Raw genomic sequence first — 19,122 nt, 5'->3', positions numbered from 1 at the left:
GGCGCATTTTCGTGCGCTGCTGATGTGACTGAAACTACTGTATGTGCGGGAGTGAGATGTGGCTCACGCCGCTCCCGCTGGGTGGGACCTCGATGTCGGCGAGACCGCCCGACCCTCAGAACCGGCAATGACGCACGCCGACACCGTCGTCGTCGCCCGTCATTGCCGAAAGCTCATGCGGCAGATGTCAGGCCGACATCGGGGCCAGCAGCAGGCCGATGCCGACGACGCCGGCGAGGCCGCTCGCGAGACCCGCGGCGAGACCCGCGTACTTCGCAACGTTGCCCCATGCGCCCATGCTTGCAGCGGTAGATCCCATTTCGAACTCCTTTGCCGGCCGCGCGCTGACGCGCGGTTCACGTTGTGACGCGGAGAACAGTAAAAGGAACTGTGCGTTCTAGATCACGGCAGTCTCACTGAGTGGGAGGAGCCACAGAAAGCGGCACGAGGTGACAGAAAAGGCGCGAAACCCCTGCCGGAGCAGGGATTTCGCGCCCTTTGTATCGGACGACAGTTTTATCTTCGACCGGTCAGATCGGGGTGGAGAAGACCTCCCGCACGGCTTCCGGGTCCACCCCGGACAGCGTCGCCGGGTCCCACGTCGGGGCGTGGTCCTTGTCCACGAGCACCGCGCGGATGCCCTCGGCGAAGTCGGGGCAGCGCGACATCTTGACCGCAACCCGTAGTTCGCGACCCAGACAGTGCTCGAGCGTGCTGCCGCTGCCCTGACGGATCAGCTCCGCGGTCACGCTCATCGACCACGGGGAATGCTTGACCAGCGCCGCGAGGGTTTCGGCAGCCCAACCGTCGTCGTCACCCTTCTCGTCGACCAGGCGGTCGAGCATCCCGCCGACGGTGTCGGCCGAGAACACCGCGTCGATGCGCTCGCGGCGGTCGAGAATCGCTCCGGCCGGAGGCAGGCGCATGTGGTTCGCCAGCGCCGTGTCGATGTCCTCGGCCAGCAGGTCCGCGATGAAGTCGTCCAACTCGAGGCTCGGCACGTAATGGGTGGCCAGGCCCAGTTCCACCGCGTCCGCCGCGGTCAGCCGGGTCCCGGTCAGCCCGAGGTACATCCCGATCGAGCCGGGCAGGTTCGACAGGAAGTGGCTGGCACCCACGTCGGGGATGAAGCCGATCGCCGTCTCCGGCATGGCCAGCACCGCACGCTCGGTGACCACCCGGAAGGCCCCGTGTACGGAGATCCCGAGCCCGCCGCCCATCGCCACACCGTCGATCACCGCGACGTACGGCTTCGGATAGTCGGCGATCAACTGGTCGAGGCGATACTCCTCCGAGAAGTACCCCCACACTGCCTCGGTGTCGCCGCCGAGCCCGGCCTCGCGCACCGCGCGGATGTCGCCGCCGGCGCAGAACGCCTTGGGGATCGCGCTGCGCACGAGCACCGTGTGGACCGCATCGTCGTCACGCCACGCCATCAGCGTGTCGTGCATGTCGCGGATCATTCCGATGTCCAGCGCGTTGAGCGCCGTGGGCCGGTCGAGGAGGATCTCCCCCACCCCGTGTTCCACCCTGGTCTGTACGAACTGCGACGACGAACTCACCGGACCCCTTTCGACGGACCTACCTTTCTCGCACCCTAAGCCCGACACGGCACGCGGTGCCGTCCGGGGCGGGGTCGGTCCGCCGTCAGACCCCCGGAGCGGAGCCGTCCACCGTGGTCGCCTGCGCGAGCGGGCCGGCAAGCATCCAGCGGTGCCCGAACGGGTCGATCAGCGTCGCGTTGCGCCGTCCGTGCCCCTCGTAGGTCCATCGTTCGACCCGCCCACCGGCGAGCCGCGCCCGCGTGAGCACCACGTCGGTGTCGGCGACCGGCAGCATCAGGCTCACCGAGGTCGCGCCGGGCTGCGGTGCCAGCAACCCCATCTCGGGGAACTCCTCGGCCAGGTACACCACCCCGGAACCGAGCGACAGCTCGGCGTGCCCGATTCGGCCGTCGGGCATGACGATCGGCTCCGCGCGCAGTTCCGCGTCGAACGTCTGGGTGTACCAGTCGATCGCCTCGCGGGCGGCACGCACCGTCAGATACGGCACCGCACCGGGCTGCGGAAACCCGGGGCCGGACAGGTCGTATCGGGGCACTCCCGGCTGATCGAAACTCGGGCCGGACATCTCACACCTCCGCCAGTCGCACAGCGCTCGTGTCCCCAGTCTCCACCCGATCACTGCCGTGTCGAGCGGTTCCGTCTTCCGGGGATGACCTGTCGACTCCCGGAAAAGGTCGAAGACCTGCAACTCTGTGCAAAGTTGCAACTCTGGAGCGCGCGACACACCGCGCCCGACCCGATCAATCCAGGTCGGCCGCCAACTCCATCCACTGCTCCTCGGCCGCCTCCTTGTCGGCGACCACCTGGCGCAACTGCGCATCCAGCTCCATCAGCCGCGCGGGTTCGGTCGCCGCCTCGGCCAGCGCGGCGTGCAGCTCGCGTTCCCGATCGTCGAGTTTCGCGACAGTGCGCTCCAGACGCGACAGCTCCTTGCGCGCGGCGCGCTCGGCCGCCCCGTCGCGCTTCGGCGCCGCTGAGTCCTGTCCACCCGCGGCCGGTTGTGTCTGCGCCGAGGCCGGGCGGGCGGCGGCCTGCGCCTCGCGGCGTCGCAGGTACTCGTCGATGCCGCCGGGCAGATTGGTCAACCTGCCGTCCCCGAACAGCGCCCACACCGAGTCGCAGATGCGCTCGATCAGGTAGCGATCGTGGCTGATCACGACCATCGTCCCGGCCCAGCCGTCGAGCAGGTCCTCGAGCTGCTGCAGCGTGTCGATGTCGAGGTCGTTGGTCGGCTCGTCGAGCAGCAGCACGTTCGGCTCGGACATCAGCACCCGGGTCAGCTGCAGGCGGCGCCGCTCACCGCCGGACAGGTCGCCGACGGGCGTGCGCTGCCGCGCCGGACTGAAGCCGAGCCGCTCGGCCAGCTGCGAAGCCGAGACCTCCTTGTCCCCCAAGGTGATCCGCTCGGCCACGTCCTTGACCGCGTCGAGCAGCCGGATGTCGGTGGGCAGGTCGTCGAGTTCCTGACGCAGCCAGCCCAGTCGCACCGTCTGGCCTTGAATCCTCTTGCCGCTGACCGGCTCACGTTCACCGGCCAGCGCCCGCAGCAGGGTGGTCTTGCCGGACCCGTTGATCCCGACCAGTCCGACCCGCTCCCCCGGCGCGAGCCGCCAGGTCAGATCCGAGACCAGCTCCCGGCCGTCCGGCGTCGCCAGCGTCGCGTCTTCGAGCTCGAGCACCACCCGGCCCAGTCGGCGCTGCGCGAAGGACGCCAGCGCGACCGAGTCACGCGGGGCCGGCACGTCGGCGATCAGCGCCTCGGCCGCCTCCACGCGGTAGCGCGGCTTCGACGTGCGGGCAGGGGCGCCGCGGCGCAACCACGCGAGCTCCTTGCGGGCCAGGTTGCGACGCCGCTCCTCCGAGGCGTCGGCCTGGCGGTCACGCTCGGCGCGGGCGAAGATCCAGTCGTTGTAGCCGCCCTCGTAGCTCTCGACCTTGCCGCCAACCACCTCCCAGGTGCGGGTGGCGACGGTGTCCAGGAACCAGCGGTCGTGGGTGACGACCACCAGCGCGCTGCGCCTGCCCACCAGGTGCTCGGCGAGCCACTGCACTCCTTCGACATCCAGATGGTTGGTCGGCTCGTCGAGCACCAGCAGGTCCAGGTCCTGCACCAGCGCCGCGGCGAGCGCGACGCGCCTACGCTCCCCGCCGGACAGATCATCGACCTTGGCGTGCAACTCGCGCACCGCACCGGACGAGTCCCCGCCCAGGTGAGAACCGCCGAACCCGATTCCCTTGAGCACCTCGCGGGTCCGCGGGTTCGACGCCCACTCGTGCTCGGCGAGCCCCAGCCCGCCGAAGACGACCTCGCCGACCGTGGCCCCCGCGGGCAGTTCGCCGCGCTGGGTGACCACCGCCATCCGCAGCCCACCGATGCGGCTCACCCGCCCGGCGTCCGGCTCGGCCACCCCCGTGAGCACCTCGAGCAGCGTCGTCTTGCCGCCGCCGTTGAGTCCGACGACGCCGATCCGCTCGCCCTCCTGCACGCCCAGCGACACCTGGTCGAGCAACGGCCTGATGCCGAAGGACTTCGACACCTGTTCGAGATTCACCAGATTCGCCATCAGCGCCCTTCCTCGATGTCCGCCAGGCGGGCACCGGGCACCGGTCCGGCGGCGACCCGCACGGTCCGGCACACGCCCACCCCGGCCAGTTCCGCGCCGACCTGGATCGCGGATTGTTCGTCGGCGCACAGGAACGCGCAGGTCGGCCCGGAGCCGGACACGATCCCGGCCAGCGCGCCGGCGGCCTCCCCGGCACGCAGGGTCCGGCGCAACTCCGGCATCAACGACAGTGCGGCCGGTTGCAGGTCGTTGACCAGCAGCGGCGCCAGGGTCGCGGCATCCCCCGCGGCCAACGCCTGCATCAGCGCGTCCGGCGTCCCGGCCCGCGGCGGTCTGCCCTCCGCCCGCAGCCGGTCCAGTTCGGCGAACACCTTCGGGGTGCTCAGCCCGCCCTTGGCCAGCGCGAGTACCCAGTGGAACGTGTCCCGTGCGAGCACCGGCAGCAGGTGCTCGCCGCGGCCCGAGCCGACCGCGGTGCCGCCGTGCAGCGCGAACGGGACGTCGCTGCCGAGGTCGGCCGCCAGTTCGTGCAGCGTCGCGCGGTCCAGCTCCAGACCCCACAGGTGGTCGAGCGCGAGCAGGGTCGCGGCCGCGTCGGCGCTGCCCCCCGCCATGCCGCCGGCCACCGGGATGCCCTTGCGCACGCTGATCTTCACCGCCGGCTCGCGCCCGGCGCGGTCCGCGACGGCCTCGGCGGCCCGCCACACCAGGTTGCGGTTGTCGGTCGGCACGAACTGCGCGCCCTCGCCCTGAACCTGCACGGTCAGCGTGTCGGCCGGCACGACCGAGACCTCGTCGCTCAGCGACAGCGCCTGGAACACGGTCGACAACTCGTGGTAGCCGTCGTCACGCAGGTCACCGACCGCGAGATGCAGGTTGACCTTGGCGGGGACGGTGACGACGACGGGGTCGGGGACGACGCTGAGCACAGCGGTCAAGCCTAGCCGGTCAGTCGGTCTCGGCCAGACGCACGAACGCCGCGGCATCGAGCCGCTCACCGCGGGCGGACGGGTCGATGCCGGCCGCGCGCAGCCGCCGTTCGGCCTCCGCGGGCGATCCCGCCCACCCGGCGAGCGCCGCGCGCAGCGTCTTGCGCCGCTGCGCGAAGGCGGCGTCGACCACGGCGAAGACCCGGCGCCGGTGCTCGTCGTCCGTGGGCCAGTCGGGCTCGTCGTACCGGTCGATCCGCACGAGACCCGATTCGACCTGTGGCACCGGCCAGAACACGGCGCGGCCGACCGACCCGGCGCGGCGGACCCGGCCGAAGTAGCGGGCCTTGACGCTGGGCACCCCATAGGTGCGGCTGCCAGGGTCCGCGGCGAGGCGGTCGGCGACCTCGGCCTGCACCATCACCAGTGCGGTGCGCAGCGAGGGCAGCTCGGAGAACAGGTGCAGCAACACCGGCACCGCCACGTTGTAGGGCAGGTTGGCGACCAAGGCGGTGGGTTCGGCGGGCAGGTCGGCGGCGTGGACCTTCATCGCGTCCGCCCCCACCACGGTCAAGCGGTCGGCCAGCTCGGGCGCCCGTTCGGCCGCGGTGGCCGGGAGTCGCTCGGCGAGCACCGGGTCGATCTCGACGGCGATCACCGAGCCGACGACGTCGAGCAGCGCGAGGGTCAGCGAGCCCAGTCCGGGCCCCACCTCCAGGACGGTGTCGTCGGCGCCGACGCCGGCTCCCGCCACGATGCGCCGCACGGTGTTCGCGTCGTGCACGAAGTTCTGTCCCAGAGTCTTGGTGGGGCGCACGCCGAGCTCGTCGGCGAGCGCACGGACCTCGGCGGGGCCGAGCAGCGCCGCGCGCCCGCGCGGGCCACCGTCCGAAGAGCTAGGATCTGACACCTGGGAAACGTACCGTGCGCCCGGCGACCGGGGAAAATCAGCGGGACGGATCTCGCCGTCAGTTGGCTCCGGCACGTCCGGAACACACCGGCCACGCGCCCCAGCCCTGCGCCTGCTGCACCTTCTTGGCGACGGCGATCTGCTCGTCCCGCGTCGCGAGGTCGGCGCGCGGCGCGTACTGGTCGCCGCCGAAGGCATTCCAGGTCTGCTGGGTGAACTGCACACCGCCGAAGAAGCCGTTGCCGTTGTTGATGTGCCAGTTGCCGGTGGACTCGCACGCGGCGATCGCGTCCCAGATGCTGCCCGCCGGCACCGGAGGCGGCCCCGGCTTTGTGCCGACCCGCACGACGGCGGGGACGGCGGGCTTGATCACGACCGCGGAGACCTTGACGCGGGCGGACTCGCGGCCGTTGGTGGTGGTGACCCGGTAGGTCACGGTCTGCTCGCCGGGCACCCCGGGCTTGTCGACCTCGGTCTTGCCCTGCACCAGCGTCGGGTCGTCGGTCTTCTGCTCCGGCGGGGCCACCGGCTCGGACACGACCTGGGTGGCCGTCTTGATGCGGGTGACGCGGATCGTCATGTCGGCGTCGGTCGGGGTGTCGGCCGAGGGCACGACCTTGTCCTCCGGCCCCAGCGGGGCGCCCATCTCCTGCAGCACGTCCGCGACCGTCTGCTGCGCGCTGAACACCGGCGTGATCTTGCCCGCGTCGTCGACGAGCATCACCTTGGGATTGGACACGTGCAAGGTCATGCCGGAAACCGGGAGGCGCTGGGCGCGGGACGCAGAGACCTCGGCACGGTGGGCCAGGATGTCGAACTGTTTGAGGGCTTCGTCGACCGTGGTGGCCGTGGTCCAGATCTCCCGCTGCTGTCCGTCCATGTAGACCGTCAACTGCTTGGCCCGCTGCAACACGATGGTCTCGCCGTTGCTCACCGGCGTCGTCACCGCCGGCACGACCTCGTCGCGGGTGCCGACGGAGTAACCGGCAGCACGCAGCACGCCACCGACGTCGGACTTCATCGTGCTCAACTCGACTGTGTGGCCGTCCACCTGCAGCGTGACGGTCTTGTGTCGGGTGACCGCCATCAGCGCACCGGTCACCAGCGTGATCAGCAGTGCGCCGAGCACCACCCGCAGCAGACGGGAGGGTGTGCCGTTGATACGCGCCAGCGCTGACATGGAGCCCCTGAGTTGGCTGTCCCCGGGCAGGGGTGGGCGCACGCAGTGATTGCTACGGAAACCCGTGTGGCGCAGCGCCCTTCGGGTCATGTGCACCCGGGATATCCCCATCCCGGCCTTCTCGATCACGAAACGGTAACGAAACGGTGTGTTGCGCGCAAACCGACCCCGCCGGGAAGATCACGAGCCGCCGCCCGACCACGGCCACCACCAGCGACGATCAAGCAGAATGTGATGTGGGTAACTGACCGGCGTGTCGGTCACGCCAGCCGGTACACCCGCTCGGCGGTCGCGGTCGTCGCGCGGGCGGTCTCGACGGGATCCTCGCCGCGGATCTCGGCCAGCGCCCGGACCGTGTACGGCAGGCAGTACGACTCGTTCGGCGCGCCGCGGTACGGGTGCGGTGTCAGGAACGGCGCGTCCGTTTCGACCATGAGCTGACCGGCCGGAACCAGCTGCGCGGCATCGCGGGTGCCGCGGGCGTTCTTGAAGCTCACCGTGCCCGAGAAGCTGAGCACGTAGCCGGCGTCGATGCACGCCCGCGCGGTCTCCGGGCCCGACGAGAAGCAGTGGAAGATCACCGTCTCCGGCGCGCCCTCCTCCGCCAGGATCCGCAGCACGTCCGCGTCGGCGTCGCGGTTGTGGATCATCACCGGCAGGCCGCGGCGCTTGGCCAGGTCGATGTGCCAACGGAACGCCTCGACCTGGACCTGCGGCTCCGCGCAGCCGTCGAGCCTGCCCGGCCAATACCAGTCCAGTCCGGTCTCCCCCACCGCTACGACGCGCGGATCCTCGGTGAGCCGCTCCAACTCGGCCCGCGCGGCGTCGTCGAGGGCGTCGGCGCGGGTGGGGTGCAGCGCGGTCGCCGCGTACACCCGCGGGTCCGAGTTCGCGGCCGCGACCGCGAACCGCGCGGCCTGCAGGTCGTCCGCGATGGTCACCACCCGCCCGACGCCTACCGCCGCGGCACGGTCGACGATCGCGGCCACCGAGGCGCCGCCGTCGGCCGACGGATCCTGCGCTCCGCATGCGTCCAGGTGGGTGTGCGCGTCGACCAGCGGCGCGAGCCGCTCGGGCAGGGGCGGGGCGGGCCGCTTGCTCACTTGGCGATCGGCGCCCACTCGGGCCCGGTCTCGCCGAGCGCGGTGTCGAGCTTGGCGAACAGCGGCGACGGCTTCGCCAGCGGCGTGCCGGGAGTGATCTCCGTGCGCGACCACTGCGCCTGCTCGTTCGCGTAGTCGCCCATGATGACCGGGTAGCTGCGCCCCTCGGCGGGCAGGCCGACACCGACCGGGCCCTCGGGGAGCACCTCGGAGACCAGGTCGTCGACCTCGCGGATCTCCGGCAGCGCCGCCCACACGCCCTGACCTCCGAGCGCCTCGTGCACCTTCTGCGCCGAGTGCGGCAGGAACGGCGTGAGCATCGCGTTCGCGTCCGAGACGACCTGCAGCGAGGTGTGCAGCACGGTGGCCAGGCGGTCGGCCTGGTCGGGATCCTTGGCGAGCTTCCACGGCTCGGTGTCCGAGATGTACCGGTTGGCCGCGGTCACCACGCGCATCGCCTCACCCGCCGCCGCACGGAATCGGCTGCGGCCCAGGTGCGCTCCGACGGTGTCGAAGGCGGCCTTCGCAGTCTGCAGCAGCGCCGCGTCCGCGTCGGTCAGGGTGCCCGGCTTCGGGATCTGACCGAAGTTCTTGTGCGCCATGGACACCGAACGGTTGACCAGGTTGCCCCACTCGTTGGCCAGCTCGTTGTTGGTACGCCGGACGAACTCGTCCCAGGTGAAGTCGGTGTCCTGGGTCTCCGGTCCCGCGACGGAGATGAAGTACCGCAACGCATCCGGGCCGTACTCGCGAAGGAAGTCGCCGACGTAGATCACGGTGCCGCGGCTGGTGGAGAACTTCGACCCGCTCATCGTCAGGAACTCCGACGACACGACCTCGGTCGGCAGGTTGATCTCGCCGAGCGGGCCGACCTGGCCGCCGTTGGCGCCCTTGCCGTTGTAGCCGAGCAGCTCGGCCGGCCAGATCTGCGAGTGGAAGGTGATGTTGTCCTTGCCCATGAAGTAGTAGCTCACGGCCTGCGGATCGGTCCACCACTTGCGCCACGCCTCGGGCTCGCCGATGCGGGCGGCCCATTCGATGCTCGCGGACAGGTACCCGATGACCGCGTCGAACCACACGTAGAGCTTCTTGTCCGGACGGTCGGCCCAGCCCTCGAGCGGGATCGGGATGCCCCAGTCGATGTCGCGGCTCATCGCGCGCGGGCGCATGTCCTCGATGAGGTTCAGGCTGAACCGCAGTACGTTCGGACGCCAGTCGGTCCGGCCCTTGAGCCAGCCGGTCAGCGAGTCGGCCAGCGCCGGCAGGTCCAGGAAGAAATGTTCGGTCTCGACGAACTTCGGCGTCTCGCCGTTGATCTTGCTGCGCGGGTTGACCAGATCGATCGGGTCGAGCTGGTTGCCGCAGTTGTCGCACTGGTCGCCGCGCGCGCCGTCGTAGCCGCAGATCGGGCAGGTGCCCTCGACGAACCGGTCGGGCAGCGTGCGCCCGGTCGACGGGCTGATCGCGCCGGTCGTCGTCTTGGGGACGAGGTAGCCGTTGCGGTGCAGCGTGCGGAACAGCTCCTGCACCACGGCGTAGTGGTTGCGGGTGGTGGTGCGGGTGAACAGGTCGTAGCTCAGCCCCAGCCCCTGCAGGTCGCCGACGATGACCCGGTTGTAGCGGTCGGCCAGCTGCGCCGGGGTGATGCCCTCCGCGTCGGCCTGCACCAGGATCGGCGTGCCGTGCTCGTCGGTGCCGGAGACCATGAGCACGTCGTTGCCCGACATTCGCTGGAAGCGCGCGAACACGTCGGACGGCACGCCGAACCCGGAAACATGGCCGATGTGGCGCGGCCCGTTCGCATAAGGCCAGGCAACCGCGGTGAGCACAGGGGTAGACATGACCCCCAGCCTATTGGTCCGGCCGCGCGTCGGAGTACGGCGGTACTGGTCGACGTAACTTGTCGGTGGCCGAGGCCATACTCCACCACATCGCGAATCGAACGTTTCTTCGAGACAGGGGTGTGATCGGGATGACGCAGACGGTGGACGCGGAGTCGGTCGGCATCGGGGTGGAGGACCTGCTGCTGATCGACGCGCTGCGCACGCTCTACGAGGGCGGCTGGCAGCCTGCCGACGTGCTGCACGTCACGCGCCGGTCGACGGACCGGAGCCTGACGGCGCTGGCCGCGTCGGCGGTCGTGCACGAGGCCGCGGTCAGCCGGGCAGAGGCGCGGGCGCCACGGGAGTGGGTCCGGCAACTGCACGCGGTGCGCGACATGGCCCGCCCCGGCGCCGAGGCGACGACGCCGCACCAGCGGCGCGCGCTGTCGCTGCTGTGGGCGCGGCTGCCCAGGTGGGTCCCGCTGTGTGCGACGCCGAGCCGATGGCCCGCCGCGCGGTCCGGCGCCGAGGACGACGAGCCGGGCGCGGTCGACCCGCGCGTGCTCGGCCGGATCCGCGGGCTGCTGGCCAAGGCCGAATCGACCGACTTCCCAGAGGAGGCCGAGACACTCACCGCCAAGGCGCAGGAGCTGATGACGCGGTATGCGATCGGTGCTGCACTGCTGGCCGCCGATCCGGGGTCGGCCGGTCCGAAGGCCGGGGCTCGCCGGGTCCATCTGGAGAACCCCTATGTCGGCGCCAAGTTCCACCTGCTGGCGGTCATCGGCCGGGCCAACCGGGTGCAGGCGGTGTTCGCGCCCGATGTCGCGATCGCCACCATCGTCGGGCACCGCATCGACCTCGAGCAGGTCGAGATGCTGTTCACCTCGCTGCTGGTACAGGCCACCCGCGCGCTGCAGGGGGCCAAGGGCGCGTCCGGCGGGCTCGCCGGCGCGGCCGGCCATCGCACGACCGCCTACCGCAAGGCGTTCTACACCGGTTTCGCCGACCGGATCGGTGAGCGGTTGCAGCGCGCGGACGATCGGGCCACCGCGGAGGCGGCCGCCGAGGCGCACCTGTCGGTCGACGACCTGCTGCCGGCGTTGGCGCGGCGGTCGGCGGCGGTCGACGCCGAACTGACCCGGCTGTTCCCGCGGACCAGGACGACCCGGGCCCGCCCGGTCGACGCCGAGGGCTGGCACGCCGGGCGCGCGGCGGCCGACGACGCGAACCTGGCCACCGGTCCCCGGCGGATCGAGCGCGGTTGACCGATGACAGGCTGATGCCGTGCGGATCGATCGGCTCGGCGACCTCGGCAGTGCGGATGCGGTGCTGTCGGCGCTGCACCACAGGTCGGCGCGGTCGGGGCTGGCACCGCCGGCGGCGCTGACCGGCAACTGGTTCGACTCACGGGCGGTGCTGGCGCCGTCGGTCCGGGCGGTCGCGCACCCGCCCGCGTCCGCGTTCGACGTGGCCATGGCCGGTCCGGCGGCACCGGCGACACCCACGGCCCCTCGCCCGGTCGTCGGCGGCGGGTGGATCGGTTATCTGGGCTATCCCGACCGGTCCGTCGCCTCGGGTGCGGCCGAACCGCGCCTGCCGTCGGCGGCGGGCGGCTGGACCGACTGTGTGCTGCGCCAGGACCAGGCCGGCTGCTGGTGGTACGAGTCGCTCACCGGCGTCCCGTGCCCGGCCGAACTGCGCGCCGCGGTCGAGCCGGACCCGCCGACCGGGGATGCGAGGGAAACGACCGCGCGGGACGGGACCGCGCACCGGGAGCCCGCGCAGTGGCACATCGGGTGGACGCCGCCGGACCGCGCCGCGCACCGCCGCGGGGTGGAGGCCTGTCTCGAGGCGATCCGCGCCGGCGAGGTCTATCAGGCGTGTGTGTGCGGCCGTTTCGGCGGACGATACCGCGGGGAGCCGCTCGGGTTCTTCGTCGACGCCGTGCGCAGCAGTTCGCCCGCCCGAGCCGCGTTCGTCGCCGGCGAGTGGGGCGCAGTGGCCTCGCTGTCGCCGGAGTTGTTTCTCGCCCGCCGCGGCGAGCAGGTGCGGTCGAGCCCGATCAAGGGCACGTTGCCGCTGAGCGCGGACCCGGCGCGCCTGCGCGCGTCGGTGAAGGACGTAGCCGAGAACGTGATGATCGTCGACCTCGTCCGCAACGACCTCGGGCGCCTCGCGCTGCCCGGATCGGTGACGGTGCGCGAGTTGCTGTCGGTGCACCCTGCCCCGGGGGTATGGCATCTGGTGTCGACCGTCGCCGCCGCCGTCCCCGAGCAGGTGGGCAATGCGGGGCTCCTCGCCGCCACCTTCCCGCCGGCCTCGGTGACGGGAACGCCGAAACACCGGGCCCGGCAGCTGCTGTCCGAATGGGAGCCCGAGCACCGCGGGGTCTACTGCGGTGCGGTCGGCATGGCCTCCCCGCTCGCCGGACTCGAACTGAACGTCGCGATCCGGACGGTCGAGTTCGCGCCCGACCATCCGGGTGCGGACACCGGCACCGTCGGGCTCGGCGTGGGCGGCGGCATCACGATCGACTCCGATCCCGCGGCGGAATGGCAGGAATGCCTCGACAAGGCCGCGTCGATCCTCGGTGTGTCGTGCTCTGCGGTACCGCTCAGTCCCGCCGAGCCGCCAGCACCGCCTCGTACAGTTCCCGCTTGGACACCCCGGCCTCGGCGGCAACGGTCGCGCACGCGTCCTTGAGCCGGGCCCCGTCGGACACCTGCCGCTCGACCACATCCACCAGTTCGACCGGATCCGCGGCAACCGGCCTCGCCGCCTCCAGCACGACGGTGATCTCACCGCGCACACCCTCGGCTGCCCACTGGGCCAGCTCGCCGAGGGTGCCGCGCTTGACCTCCTCATACGTCTTAGTCAGTTCCCGGCACACTGCGGCCCGACGGTCGCCGCCGAGTACGTCGACCGCGTCCTGCAGGCAGGCCGCCAACCGGTGCGGCGCCTCGAAGAACACGCACGCCCGCGGCTCGGATGTCAGCGTCTCGAACCACGCGCGGCGGGCACCGGGCTTGCGGGGCGGGAATCCGTCGAAGCAGAACCGCTCCACGGGCAGCCCGGACAACGCGAGCGCAGTGGTCACCGCAGACGGACCGGGCAGGCAGGTGACCGGAAGGTCCTCCGCCACGCAGGCCTGCACCAGGCGATACCCCGGGTCGCTGACCGAGGGCATGCCGGCGTCGGTGACCAACAGTACGGTCCTCCCCTGCGCCACCTCGGCGACGAGCATCGGCAGCCTGCTGGTCTCGACCTGGTCGTAGAAGCTCACGACCTTGCCTGTGATCTGCACGCCGAGCGCGGCCGCCAGCGTGCGGGTGCGCCGGGTGTCCTCCGCGGCGACGACGTCGGCGGAGCCGAGCGCCTCGCACAGTCGCGGCGACGCATCGCGGATCTCGCCCATCGGGGTTGCAGCCAGTACCAGACGCCCACTCATGGCTGCACAGCCTACGATCATCGCGTGACGACCCTGACCGACGCGGCCGACAAGCCACCCTGCCCGCCGGAGGACACGCCCGTCACCAGTCCGCAACCCCTCGCTCCCGCACCGGACTTCGGGCCGACCGACCGATTCCGGGGCTGGGTGGTCACGCTGGTCCTCAGCGCGATAGCGGCCGCGACCAGGTTCGTTCTGCTCGGGTACCCGACCGATGCCGGCACCCCTGTGTTCGATGAGAAGCACTACGTCCCCCAGGCCTGGCAGATGCTGCACGGCGGGTGGATCGAGGACAATCCCGGCTACGAACTGGTGGTCCACCCGCCGCTGGCCAAGCAGCTGATCGCGATCGGCGAGGCGATCTTCGGGTACACCGGGTTCGGGTGGCGGTTCGCCTCCGCGGTCGTCGGCACGGTGCTGGTGCTGCTCGTCATCCGGATCGCCCGCCGCATGGCGCGGTCCACCCTGGTGGGCGCCATCGCCGGCATCCTCGTCATCGCCGACGGTGTCACGTTCGTCTCGTCGCGGCTCGGCATGCTCGACATCTTCCAGGCCCTGTTCGTGGTCGCCGCATTCGGCGCGTTGATCGTCGACCGTGATCAGGTGCGCCGGCGTCTGCACCGTGTGTGGGTCGAGGGGCGGATCGCCGACACCCCGCTCGGTCCGCGACTCGGCTTCCGCTGGTGGCGTTTCACCACCGGCGTCATGCTCGGACTTGCCTGCGCCTGCAAATGGGGCGGCCTCTACTACGTGGCGTTCTTCGGATTGCTGTGTGTCGGCTTCGACGTCGCAGCCCGGCGCGCCTACGGGGTCCAGCGTCCCTGGCTCGGCACGTTCGTCCGTGACTCGTGGCGCTCGGTCGCCAGCCTCGTGGTGTTGCCGCTGGGCCTGTACCTGGCGAGCTTCTGGGCCTGGTTCGCCAGCGAGATCGGCGTGGATCGGCACGTGGTCGGCTACAAGGTCGGCACCGACGGCGACTTCTCGTTCGTACCCCCCGCGCTGCGCGGCCTCTGGTACTACAGCGGCAACGTCCTGAACTTCCACGAGCACCTGACGAACTCGGCGGGCTATCACCATCCGTGGGAGTCCAAGCCGTGGACGTGGCCGATGGGCCTGCGCCCGATGCTGTACTACTTCGCCCAGGGTCCGCAGGTGAAGGGGTGCGACGCGAACGAGTGTGTACGCGCGATGATGCTGGTCGGCACGCCGGCCATGTGGTGGCTGGCGGTGCCGCTGCTGGCGTGGGCGACGTGGTGCACGGTGGTCCGTCGCGACTGGCGTTTCGCGGCCGCACTGGTCGGCTACCTGGCCGGTTTCCTGCCGTGGTTCCTGAACCTGGACCGGCAGATGTACTACTTCTACGCCGTGCCGATGGCGCCGTTCATGGTGATCCTGCTGGCCTTGACGCTGGGACAGATCCTGGGCCGGGCACGCGCACATCCCGAACGACGCACACTGGGGCTGATGCTGGTCAGCGGCTACGTCGCACTGGTGGTGGTGAACTTCATCTGGCTGTGGCCGATCCTGACCGCCGGTGCACTCACCCCCGAACAATGGCAGCAGCAACTCTGGCTGCCCAGTTGGCGCTGACACAACACAGGGACGCACCACCGGGAAGGTGACGCAAGCTATGAGCCTGGACATTCGGATCGACCACGACTCGTCGTCGACGCCGCCGTTCGAACAGCTACGACTGCAGATCCTCGAGTTGGTGCGGCGCGGGGAACTGCTCGCCGGAGCCCGCCTGCCCACGGTCCGCGCACTGGCCGCGGACCTCGGGCTGGCGGCGAACACGGTGGCCAGGACCTACCGCGAACTCGAGGAGTCCGGCGCCATCGAGACCCGCGGGCGTCAGGGCTCGTTCATCGCCGCCGCCGGCGACACCACCCGCCTGCACGCCCAGCGGGCCGCGATGGACTACGTGCGCACCCTGCGGGATCTGGGAATCGACGACGCGCAGGCCTTGCACCTGGTCGAGCAGGCCCTGCGCGCCACCGGCGCCTGACCGCTCGAACCTCAGCCGTTCACGGACGCGCGCCTCCGCCACCACGACCACCCCGTGGTCACGATGATGGCGCCGACCAGTGAGCCGATGATCCCGCTGGGGCGGAAGGCGAGGCCGTCACCGGCGATCAGGCTGACGAGCAGCCCACCGATGAACGACCCGATGACGCCGGCGGCGAAGGCCAGGCCCCAGTCGATGCCTGCGTTCGACTTGCCCACCACGAGCTGCGCGGCGGCACCGATGAGCATTCCGAACACCAGGATCCCGATGATCAACATGCCGCGAAGTATCGCAGAGCTCGATCGGCTCCGCCGGGTATCGGCCGTGGCCGGTTCGGTCCGCGGCCGCGGGCGGTCGGTTCAGGCCGCGACCGGGCGCCGATTCCAGATCGCCCGTGAGCCGAGCAGCTGGTCGACGCTGAACCGGCCCGCCCCGGTGACCGCCAGCAGCAGCGCGCCCGTGCCGAGGCCCAAAACCAGCTCGTAGCCTCCGCCGCCGATGAAGATCCCGTGGCCGGCGTGGACGATGAAGTACGCCCCGAGCATGTCCAGGAACAGCAGGACCGCGAAGACCGGGACGGCCAGACCGACGATCAGCGCCGCACCCCCGACCAGCTCCACTGTCGCGGCGAGCACCGCGGAGACGTCCGGCAGCGGGGCACCCATCTTGTCGAACGAGGCCTGGGTGCCGTCGATGCCCCAGGTGAAGAACTTCTGCCAGCCGTGGGCGAAGAAGATCACGCCGAGCCCGACGCGGGCGAGCAGCACTACCACGGAACGAAACGGTGACGGGGTCATGACTCGCAGCATACAAGCGGTAGTTGAGCAATCAACTACTTGGTCCCACCGGGGACGTCTCCCTGTAGCCGGCTGCTCAGGGACAGCTGGTGGGCAGGTGCTCGGGCAGCGCTTCGTAGTAGTTGCGCAAGTCCCGGCCCCAGCCGCCCCCGGTGTCGTCGATCGGCCGCAGGCACTCGTTCGGCGCGAGCCGCACGAAGTAGTCGTAGCCGCCGTCGGGCCCGGGCACCCCCACCCTGGCCACCCGGTAGGCGAAGGGCCGCCCGGTCCGCGCGAGAACACGCGTCTGCGCGGTGAGCAGCGGCCAGACCAGCGTGCGGTAGGTCGCGGGCGCGAACGACCCGGGCGGGACCGTTGTCATCGAGACGCCGGGGAGCGTGATCTGACTGTCCACCGTCCACTGGCCGTCGTAGGCCACCAGCGACAGCCCCGAGTCGCTGCCCGGTGGCAGATTGGAGAATGCGTCCTCGAGCTCGCTCCAGGTCGCCGTCACCTGTTCCGACGGCAACCCGTACGGCGACGACAGACTCGAGCGCAGCGGAGTGCCCGCGTCGACCAGCTCCCAGTAGTGGACCGGATCGTCGGCGCCGGGCAATGCCGCAAGCCGCCGGTACGCGTCGAGTAGCGTGGTCGTGCTGCGACCGTCGGACGGGACGTCCACCGTGAATTTCTGCCGGAAGGGCAAAGTCGCGGGGTCGACGGCCGTCCGGGCGGTGAGCACGCCGGAGACGGCGGGACCGAAGGCGCGCACCAGATCTCGCCAGAGTCCGATCTGCCCGCTCAATGCCGCCTCCGGGACACCGAAATCCTGTTGCCGGAACTCCTGGCGCGACTGCGCGGACTCTCCGGGGAAGGGCACCTGGATGCGCAGATCCGCCGGCGCCGAGCCCAGCCCGGCGGCGCCGCGTTGCGCGGCGAAGGTGGTGCTGATCGCGACCAGTGCCCGCTGGTCGGCGCCCGACCGAACCCGGACGACCGCCTGCACACGCGGACCGATGCTCGGCCGATCGGTGTAGTCGACGCTCGCCGTCGTCACCTCGGGCAGCGCGGCCAGCGCGTGTTCGACGCGGTCGGCATCGACCTCGTGCGGGTCCGGCGCCGACGAGCAGGCCGCGAGGCCGACGAGCAGCAGCAGGACCGCGATTGCCGATCCGGATCGCCGTGCCATGAACGAAGAGCCTAGTGCCCGAGCGGACTTCGGCCGCCACGGCCCGCGGCGCAGGGTCGAACCGGCAGCGCACCCACCCGAATACGACAAGAGGCGCCTTCCGGATTCGGAAGGCGCCTCTCGGTGGTGGAGCTGAGGGGAATCGAACCCCTGACCTACTCGATGCGAACGAGTCGCGCTACCAACTGCGCCACAGCCCCGCGTCGGCCTCACCGGCTGACGTGGAAACGATAGCAGGCCCCGGAGGGAAACAACGAATCGGCATGTCAGACATCATTTCCAGGTACCGGTTCCGGCCTGATGCCCGCCGCCCGGAGACCTACTGGCCGGAGGCGCGCGCCATGTCGTGGTGCACCGCCGGATGGTAGAACTCCAGGTGGTCGAACACCGGGTCCTCGTCGTCGACCTCGAGGACCACCGCACCCGGCCGTCGCAGCCGTTCCGGGACAGGTCCACGCCGACGCTCCCGACCCGCATTGTCCAGCCGGCCACGCGCCAGACGCGCCATCCTGCGACGGCGGATCTCCTGCTCCATGCGGACCTGCCGCCGCAGATACGTCAGGTACAGCACCAGCAGGACGTCGATCACGCCGTGCAGCCACAGCAGGGGCGAGAACACCAGCAACCCCAGGACCAGCGTCGCCAGCGCCATGACCGTGAGGCCCACCACCGTCCGCTGCCGGGACGCGTACCGCACCGCCCGAGCCTCGGCATCCGCCTCGGGGTCGAAGCCGCCGCGACCGCGCCTGCGGGGCGCCGGGGGCGGCAGCGGGTCGTCCGCCCCGGGCTGGTCCATCTCTGCCGCAACGGTTTCGGAGAGATCCCGATCGGCCTCGTCCTTCGTCGCGGGGGCTTCGGACTCCTCGACCGGCGGAGTCGGGGTGGACGCCACGTCGGCGACGACCGTCGGAGTCCGGCCGAGCATGCGGTCGGCAAGCGTGCCACCGGACACAGACACTGACGCCGAAGTCGACTTCGTCTTGCTCTCAGAAGCGGAATCGGCTCCTGCGCCGGAGGTTTCACCGGCCTGGACGACAGGAGCCACCGCACCACCGGATTCGATATCCGCCGCAGCCTCATCGCCATCGGCAGCGTCGGCATGCACCGCCTCGGCTTCGGCCGCGTCCGCCGCCACGGAGTTCCCGCTCGACGGCGCATCCTCGCTCGACGGCGCATCCTCGCTCGACCGCACGTCCTCGGTCGGGAAGGCCTGCTTCTCCGTCCGCTCGGCGGGGTCCGGAAGCTCGTCGGCTGCCGCGTCGTCACCGATGTCGTCGACGGCGACCCGCGCATTGGATCTCAACCAGGCCGGATCGCTGCGCCGACCGGGCTTGCGGCGCACCATCCTGGCCATGCCGCCGCGGTGCAGCACCCGCGTGGCCAGAGTCGCGTCGCCAGTGCGCCGGATCGGCTCCCGCCGGTTGATCAGCATCGGGACGAGCACGAACAGCCACACCGCGACCAGTCCGATCCACAAAAGCGAGTTCGGCACGTCGGTGACCTCCTCTTGCTTCCGACACTCACGCTTCCGGCTCCCGGCGGACGTCCACCGAGAGGTTCAGGCTATCCGCACTTCCCACGCCGAACTGGCAGGCACGCCGCTGTTGATCGTGATTCCTACAGGGCT

At 70.8% G+C, this 19,122-nt stretch carries 18 protein-coding genes and 1 tRNA gene; 4 read left to right on the top strand and 15 right to left on the bottom strand.

All coding sequences use genetic code 11. The features are described from left to right. Positions 1-187: 187 nt before the first annotated feature. From G4X40_RS19310 to metG, 9 genes are all read right to left on the bottom strand, one after another. Positions 188-319, bottom strand: coding sequence for a hypothetical protein (locus G4X40_RS19310; protein ID WP_277834902.1), 132 nt, complete (start codon positions 317-319; stop codon positions 188-190). Positions 320-530: 211 nt separating this feature from the next. Further along, on the bottom strand, positions 531-1,562 hold the full coding sequence (locus G4X40_RS19305) for an enoyl-CoA hydratase/isomerase family protein (RefSeq protein WP_277834900.1): 1,032 nt from the start codon (positions 1,560-1,562) through the stop codon (positions 531-533). 85 nt (positions 1,563-1,647) lie between these two features. Next, positions 1,648-2,130: a VOC family protein gene (locus tag G4X40_RS19300; protein ID WP_277834898.1), complete on the bottom strand. Its 483-nt coding sequence runs from the start codon at positions 2,128-2,130 to the stop codon at positions 1,648-1,650. Positions 2,131-2,305: 175 nt separating this feature from the next. Next, positions 2,306-4,129, bottom strand: coding sequence for an ABC-F family ATP-binding cassette domain-containing protein (locus G4X40_RS19295; RefSeq protein WP_277834897.1), 1,824 nt, complete (start codon positions 4,127-4,129; stop codon positions 2,306-2,308). Next, a complete protein-coding gene (locus G4X40_RS19290) occupies positions 4,129-5,058 on the bottom strand; it encodes a 4-(cytidine 5'-diphospho)-2-C-methyl-D-erythritol kinase (RefSeq protein WP_277834895.1) in 930 nt (309 codons plus the stop codon). Before G4X40_RS19290 ends, G4X40_RS19295 begins: the two co-directional genes overlap by 1 nt. 19 nt (positions 5,059-5,077) lie before the next feature. Continuing rightward, complete coding sequence (rsmA, locus tag G4X40_RS19285) at positions 5,078-5,968, bottom strand: 16S rRNA (adenine(1518)-N(6)/adenine(1519)-N(6))-dimethyltransferase RsmA (protein ID WP_277834892.1); 891 nt, start codon at positions 5,966-5,968, stop codon at positions 5,078-5,080. Positions 5,969-6,026: 58 nt separating this feature from the next. Continuing rightward, positions 6,027-7,148 (bottom strand): resuscitation-promoting factor, encoded by a 1,122-nt coding sequence (locus G4X40_RS19280; protein ID WP_277834891.1) that lies wholly within the window; start codon positions 7,146-7,148, stop codon positions 6,027-6,029. A 260-nt stretch (positions 7,149-7,408) separates the two neighbouring features. Continuing rightward, entirely contained in the window at positions 7,409-8,251 is an 843-nt protein-coding gene (locus G4X40_RS19275; protein ID WP_277834889.1) for a TatD family hydrolase, read from the bottom strand. Beyond that, positions 8,248-10,092, bottom strand: coding sequence for a methionine--tRNA ligase (metG, locus tag G4X40_RS19270; RefSeq protein WP_277834888.1), 1,845 nt, complete (start codon positions 10,090-10,092; stop codon positions 8,248-8,250). Before metG ends, G4X40_RS19275 begins: the two co-directional genes overlap by 4 nt. Positions 10,093-10,223: 131 nt before the next feature. Between metG and G4X40_RS19265 the strand changes: the two genes are divergently transcribed. Together G4X40_RS19265 and G4X40_RS19260 are read left to right on the top strand one after the other, a co-directional pair. After that, positions 10,224-11,342 (top strand): DUF2786 domain-containing protein, encoded by a 1,119-nt coding sequence (locus G4X40_RS19265; protein ID WP_277834886.1) that lies wholly within the window; start codon positions 10,224-10,226, stop codon positions 11,340-11,342. 19 nt (positions 11,343-11,361) lie between these two features. Then, complete coding sequence (locus tag G4X40_RS19260) at positions 11,362-12,780, top strand: aminodeoxychorismate synthase component I (RefSeq protein WP_277834884.1); 1,419 nt, start codon at positions 11,362-11,364, stop codon at positions 12,778-12,780. Here the strand turns inward: G4X40_RS19260 and rsmI are convergent. Next, positions 12,692-13,525, bottom strand: coding sequence for a 16S rRNA (cytidine(1402)-2'-O)-methyltransferase (rsmI, locus tag G4X40_RS19255; protein ID WP_277834883.1), 834 nt, complete (start codon positions 13,523-13,525; stop codon positions 12,692-12,694). The two genes, G4X40_RS19260 and rsmI, sit on opposite strands and share 89 nt — an antisense overlap. A gap of 33 nt (positions 13,526-13,558) precedes the next feature. On the opposite strand from rsmI, the gene G4X40_RS19250 reads away from it, so the two are divergent. Together G4X40_RS19250 and G4X40_RS19245 are read left to right on the top strand one after the other, a co-directional pair. Further along, positions 13,559-15,115 carry a dolichyl-phosphate-mannose--protein mannosyltransferase gene (locus G4X40_RS19250; RefSeq protein WP_277835210.1) on the top strand — a complete coding sequence of 519 codons (1,557 nt, stop codon included), beginning with the start codon at positions 13,559-13,561 and terminating at the stop codon, positions 15,113-15,115. A gap of 40 nt (positions 15,116-15,155) precedes the next feature. Then, positions 15,156-15,530: a GntR family transcriptional regulator gene (locus G4X40_RS19245; protein ID WP_277834881.1), complete on the top strand. Its 375-nt coding sequence runs from the start codon at positions 15,156-15,158 to the stop codon at positions 15,528-15,530. An 11-nt stretch (positions 15,531-15,541) separates the two neighbouring features. On the opposite strand, the gene G4X40_RS19240 is transcribed toward G4X40_RS19245, so the two are convergent. The 5 genes from G4X40_RS19240 to sepX all read right to left on the bottom strand — a co-directional run bounded on the left by G4X40_RS19240 (position 15,542) and on the right by sepX (position 18,987). Continuing rightward, the gene (locus G4X40_RS19240; RefSeq protein WP_277834880.1) at positions 15,542-15,808 is read right to left on the bottom strand and encodes a GlsB/YeaQ/YmgE family stress response membrane protein; all 267 of its coding nucleotides are present in this window, start codon (positions 15,806-15,808) and stop codon (positions 15,542-15,544) included. Between the two features lie 81 nt (positions 15,809-15,889). Next, the gene (locus tag G4X40_RS19235; RefSeq protein ID WP_277834879.1) at positions 15,890-16,327 is read right to left on the bottom strand and encodes a DoxX family protein; all 438 of its coding nucleotides are present in this window, start codon (positions 16,325-16,327) and stop codon (positions 15,890-15,892) included. A gap of 76 nt (positions 16,328-16,403) precedes the next feature. Then, a complete protein-coding gene (locus G4X40_RS19230; protein ID WP_277834878.1) occupies positions 16,404-17,495 on the bottom strand; it encodes a hypothetical protein in 1,092 nt (363 codons plus the stop codon). A 124-nt stretch (positions 17,496-17,619) separates the two neighbouring features. Continuing rightward, positions 17,620-17,695, bottom strand: a tRNA-Ala gene (locus G4X40_RS19225). Positions 17,696-17,814: 119 nt separating this feature from the next. After that, complete coding sequence (gene sepX, locus G4X40_RS19220) at positions 17,815-18,987, bottom strand: divisome protein SepX/GlpR (protein ID WP_277834877.1); 1,173 nt, start codon at positions 18,985-18,987, stop codon at positions 17,815-17,817. Positions 18,988-19,122: the final 135 nt, after the last annotated feature.

This window comes from Speluncibacter jeojiensis, assembly GCF_029589495.1.
GTDB classification, from domain to species: Bacteria; Actinomycetota; Actinomycetes; order Mycobacteriales; family Mycobacteriaceae; genus Speluncibacter; species Speluncibacter jeojiensis.
The sequence above is the reverse complement of the archived record's forward strand: the minus strand, read 5'-3'. Positions and strand labels throughout refer to the sequence as shown.

What these genes read in the sequence shown, in the direction of transcription:
- G4X40_RS19235 (WP_277834879.1), bottom strand. Translation starts at nt 16,327, where the DNA reads ATGACCCCGTCACCGTTTCGTTCCGTGGTAGTGCTGCTCGCCCGCGTC.
- G4X40_RS19310 (WP_277834902.1), bottom strand. Translation starts at nt 319, where the DNA reads ATGGGATCTACCGCTGCAAGCATGGGCGCATGGGGCAACGTTGCGAAG.
- G4X40_RS19295 (WP_277834897.1), bottom strand. Translation starts at nt 4,129, where the DNA reads ATGGCGAATCTGGTGAATCTCGAACAGGTGTCGAAGTCCTTCGGCATC.
- G4X40_RS19265 (WP_277834886.1), top strand. Translation starts at nt 10,224, where the DNA reads ATGACGCAGACGGTGGACGCGGAGTCGGTCGGCATCGGGGTGGAGGAC.
- G4X40_RS19230 (WP_277834878.1), bottom strand. Translation starts at nt 17,495, where the DNA reads ATGGCACGGCGATCCGGATCGGCAATCGCGGTCCTGCTGCTGCTCGTC.
- rsmI (WP_277834883.1), bottom strand. Translation starts at nt 13,525, where the DNA reads ATGAGTGGGCGTCTGGTACTGGCTGCAACCCCGATGGGCGAGATCCGC.
- G4X40_RS19300 (WP_277834898.1), bottom strand. Translation starts at nt 2,130, where the DNA reads ATGTCCGGCCCGAGTTTCGATCAGCCGGGAGTGCCCCGATACGACCTG.
- metG (WP_277834888.1), bottom strand. Translation starts at nt 10,092, where the DNA reads ATGTCTACCCCTGTGCTCACCGCGGTTGCCTGGCCTTATGCGAACGGG.
- G4X40_RS19280 (WP_277834891.1), bottom strand. Translation starts at nt 7,148, where the DNA reads ATGTCAGCGCTGGCGCGTATCAACGGCACACCCTCCCGTCTGCTGCGG.
- G4X40_RS19240 (WP_277834880.1), bottom strand. Translation starts at nt 15,808, where the DNA reads ATGTTGATCATCGGGATCCTGGTGTTCGGAATGCTCATCGGTGCCGCC.
- G4X40_RS19245 (WP_277834881.1), top strand. Translation starts at nt 15,156, where the DNA reads ATGAGCCTGGACATTCGGATCGACCACGACTCGTCGTCGACGCCGCCG.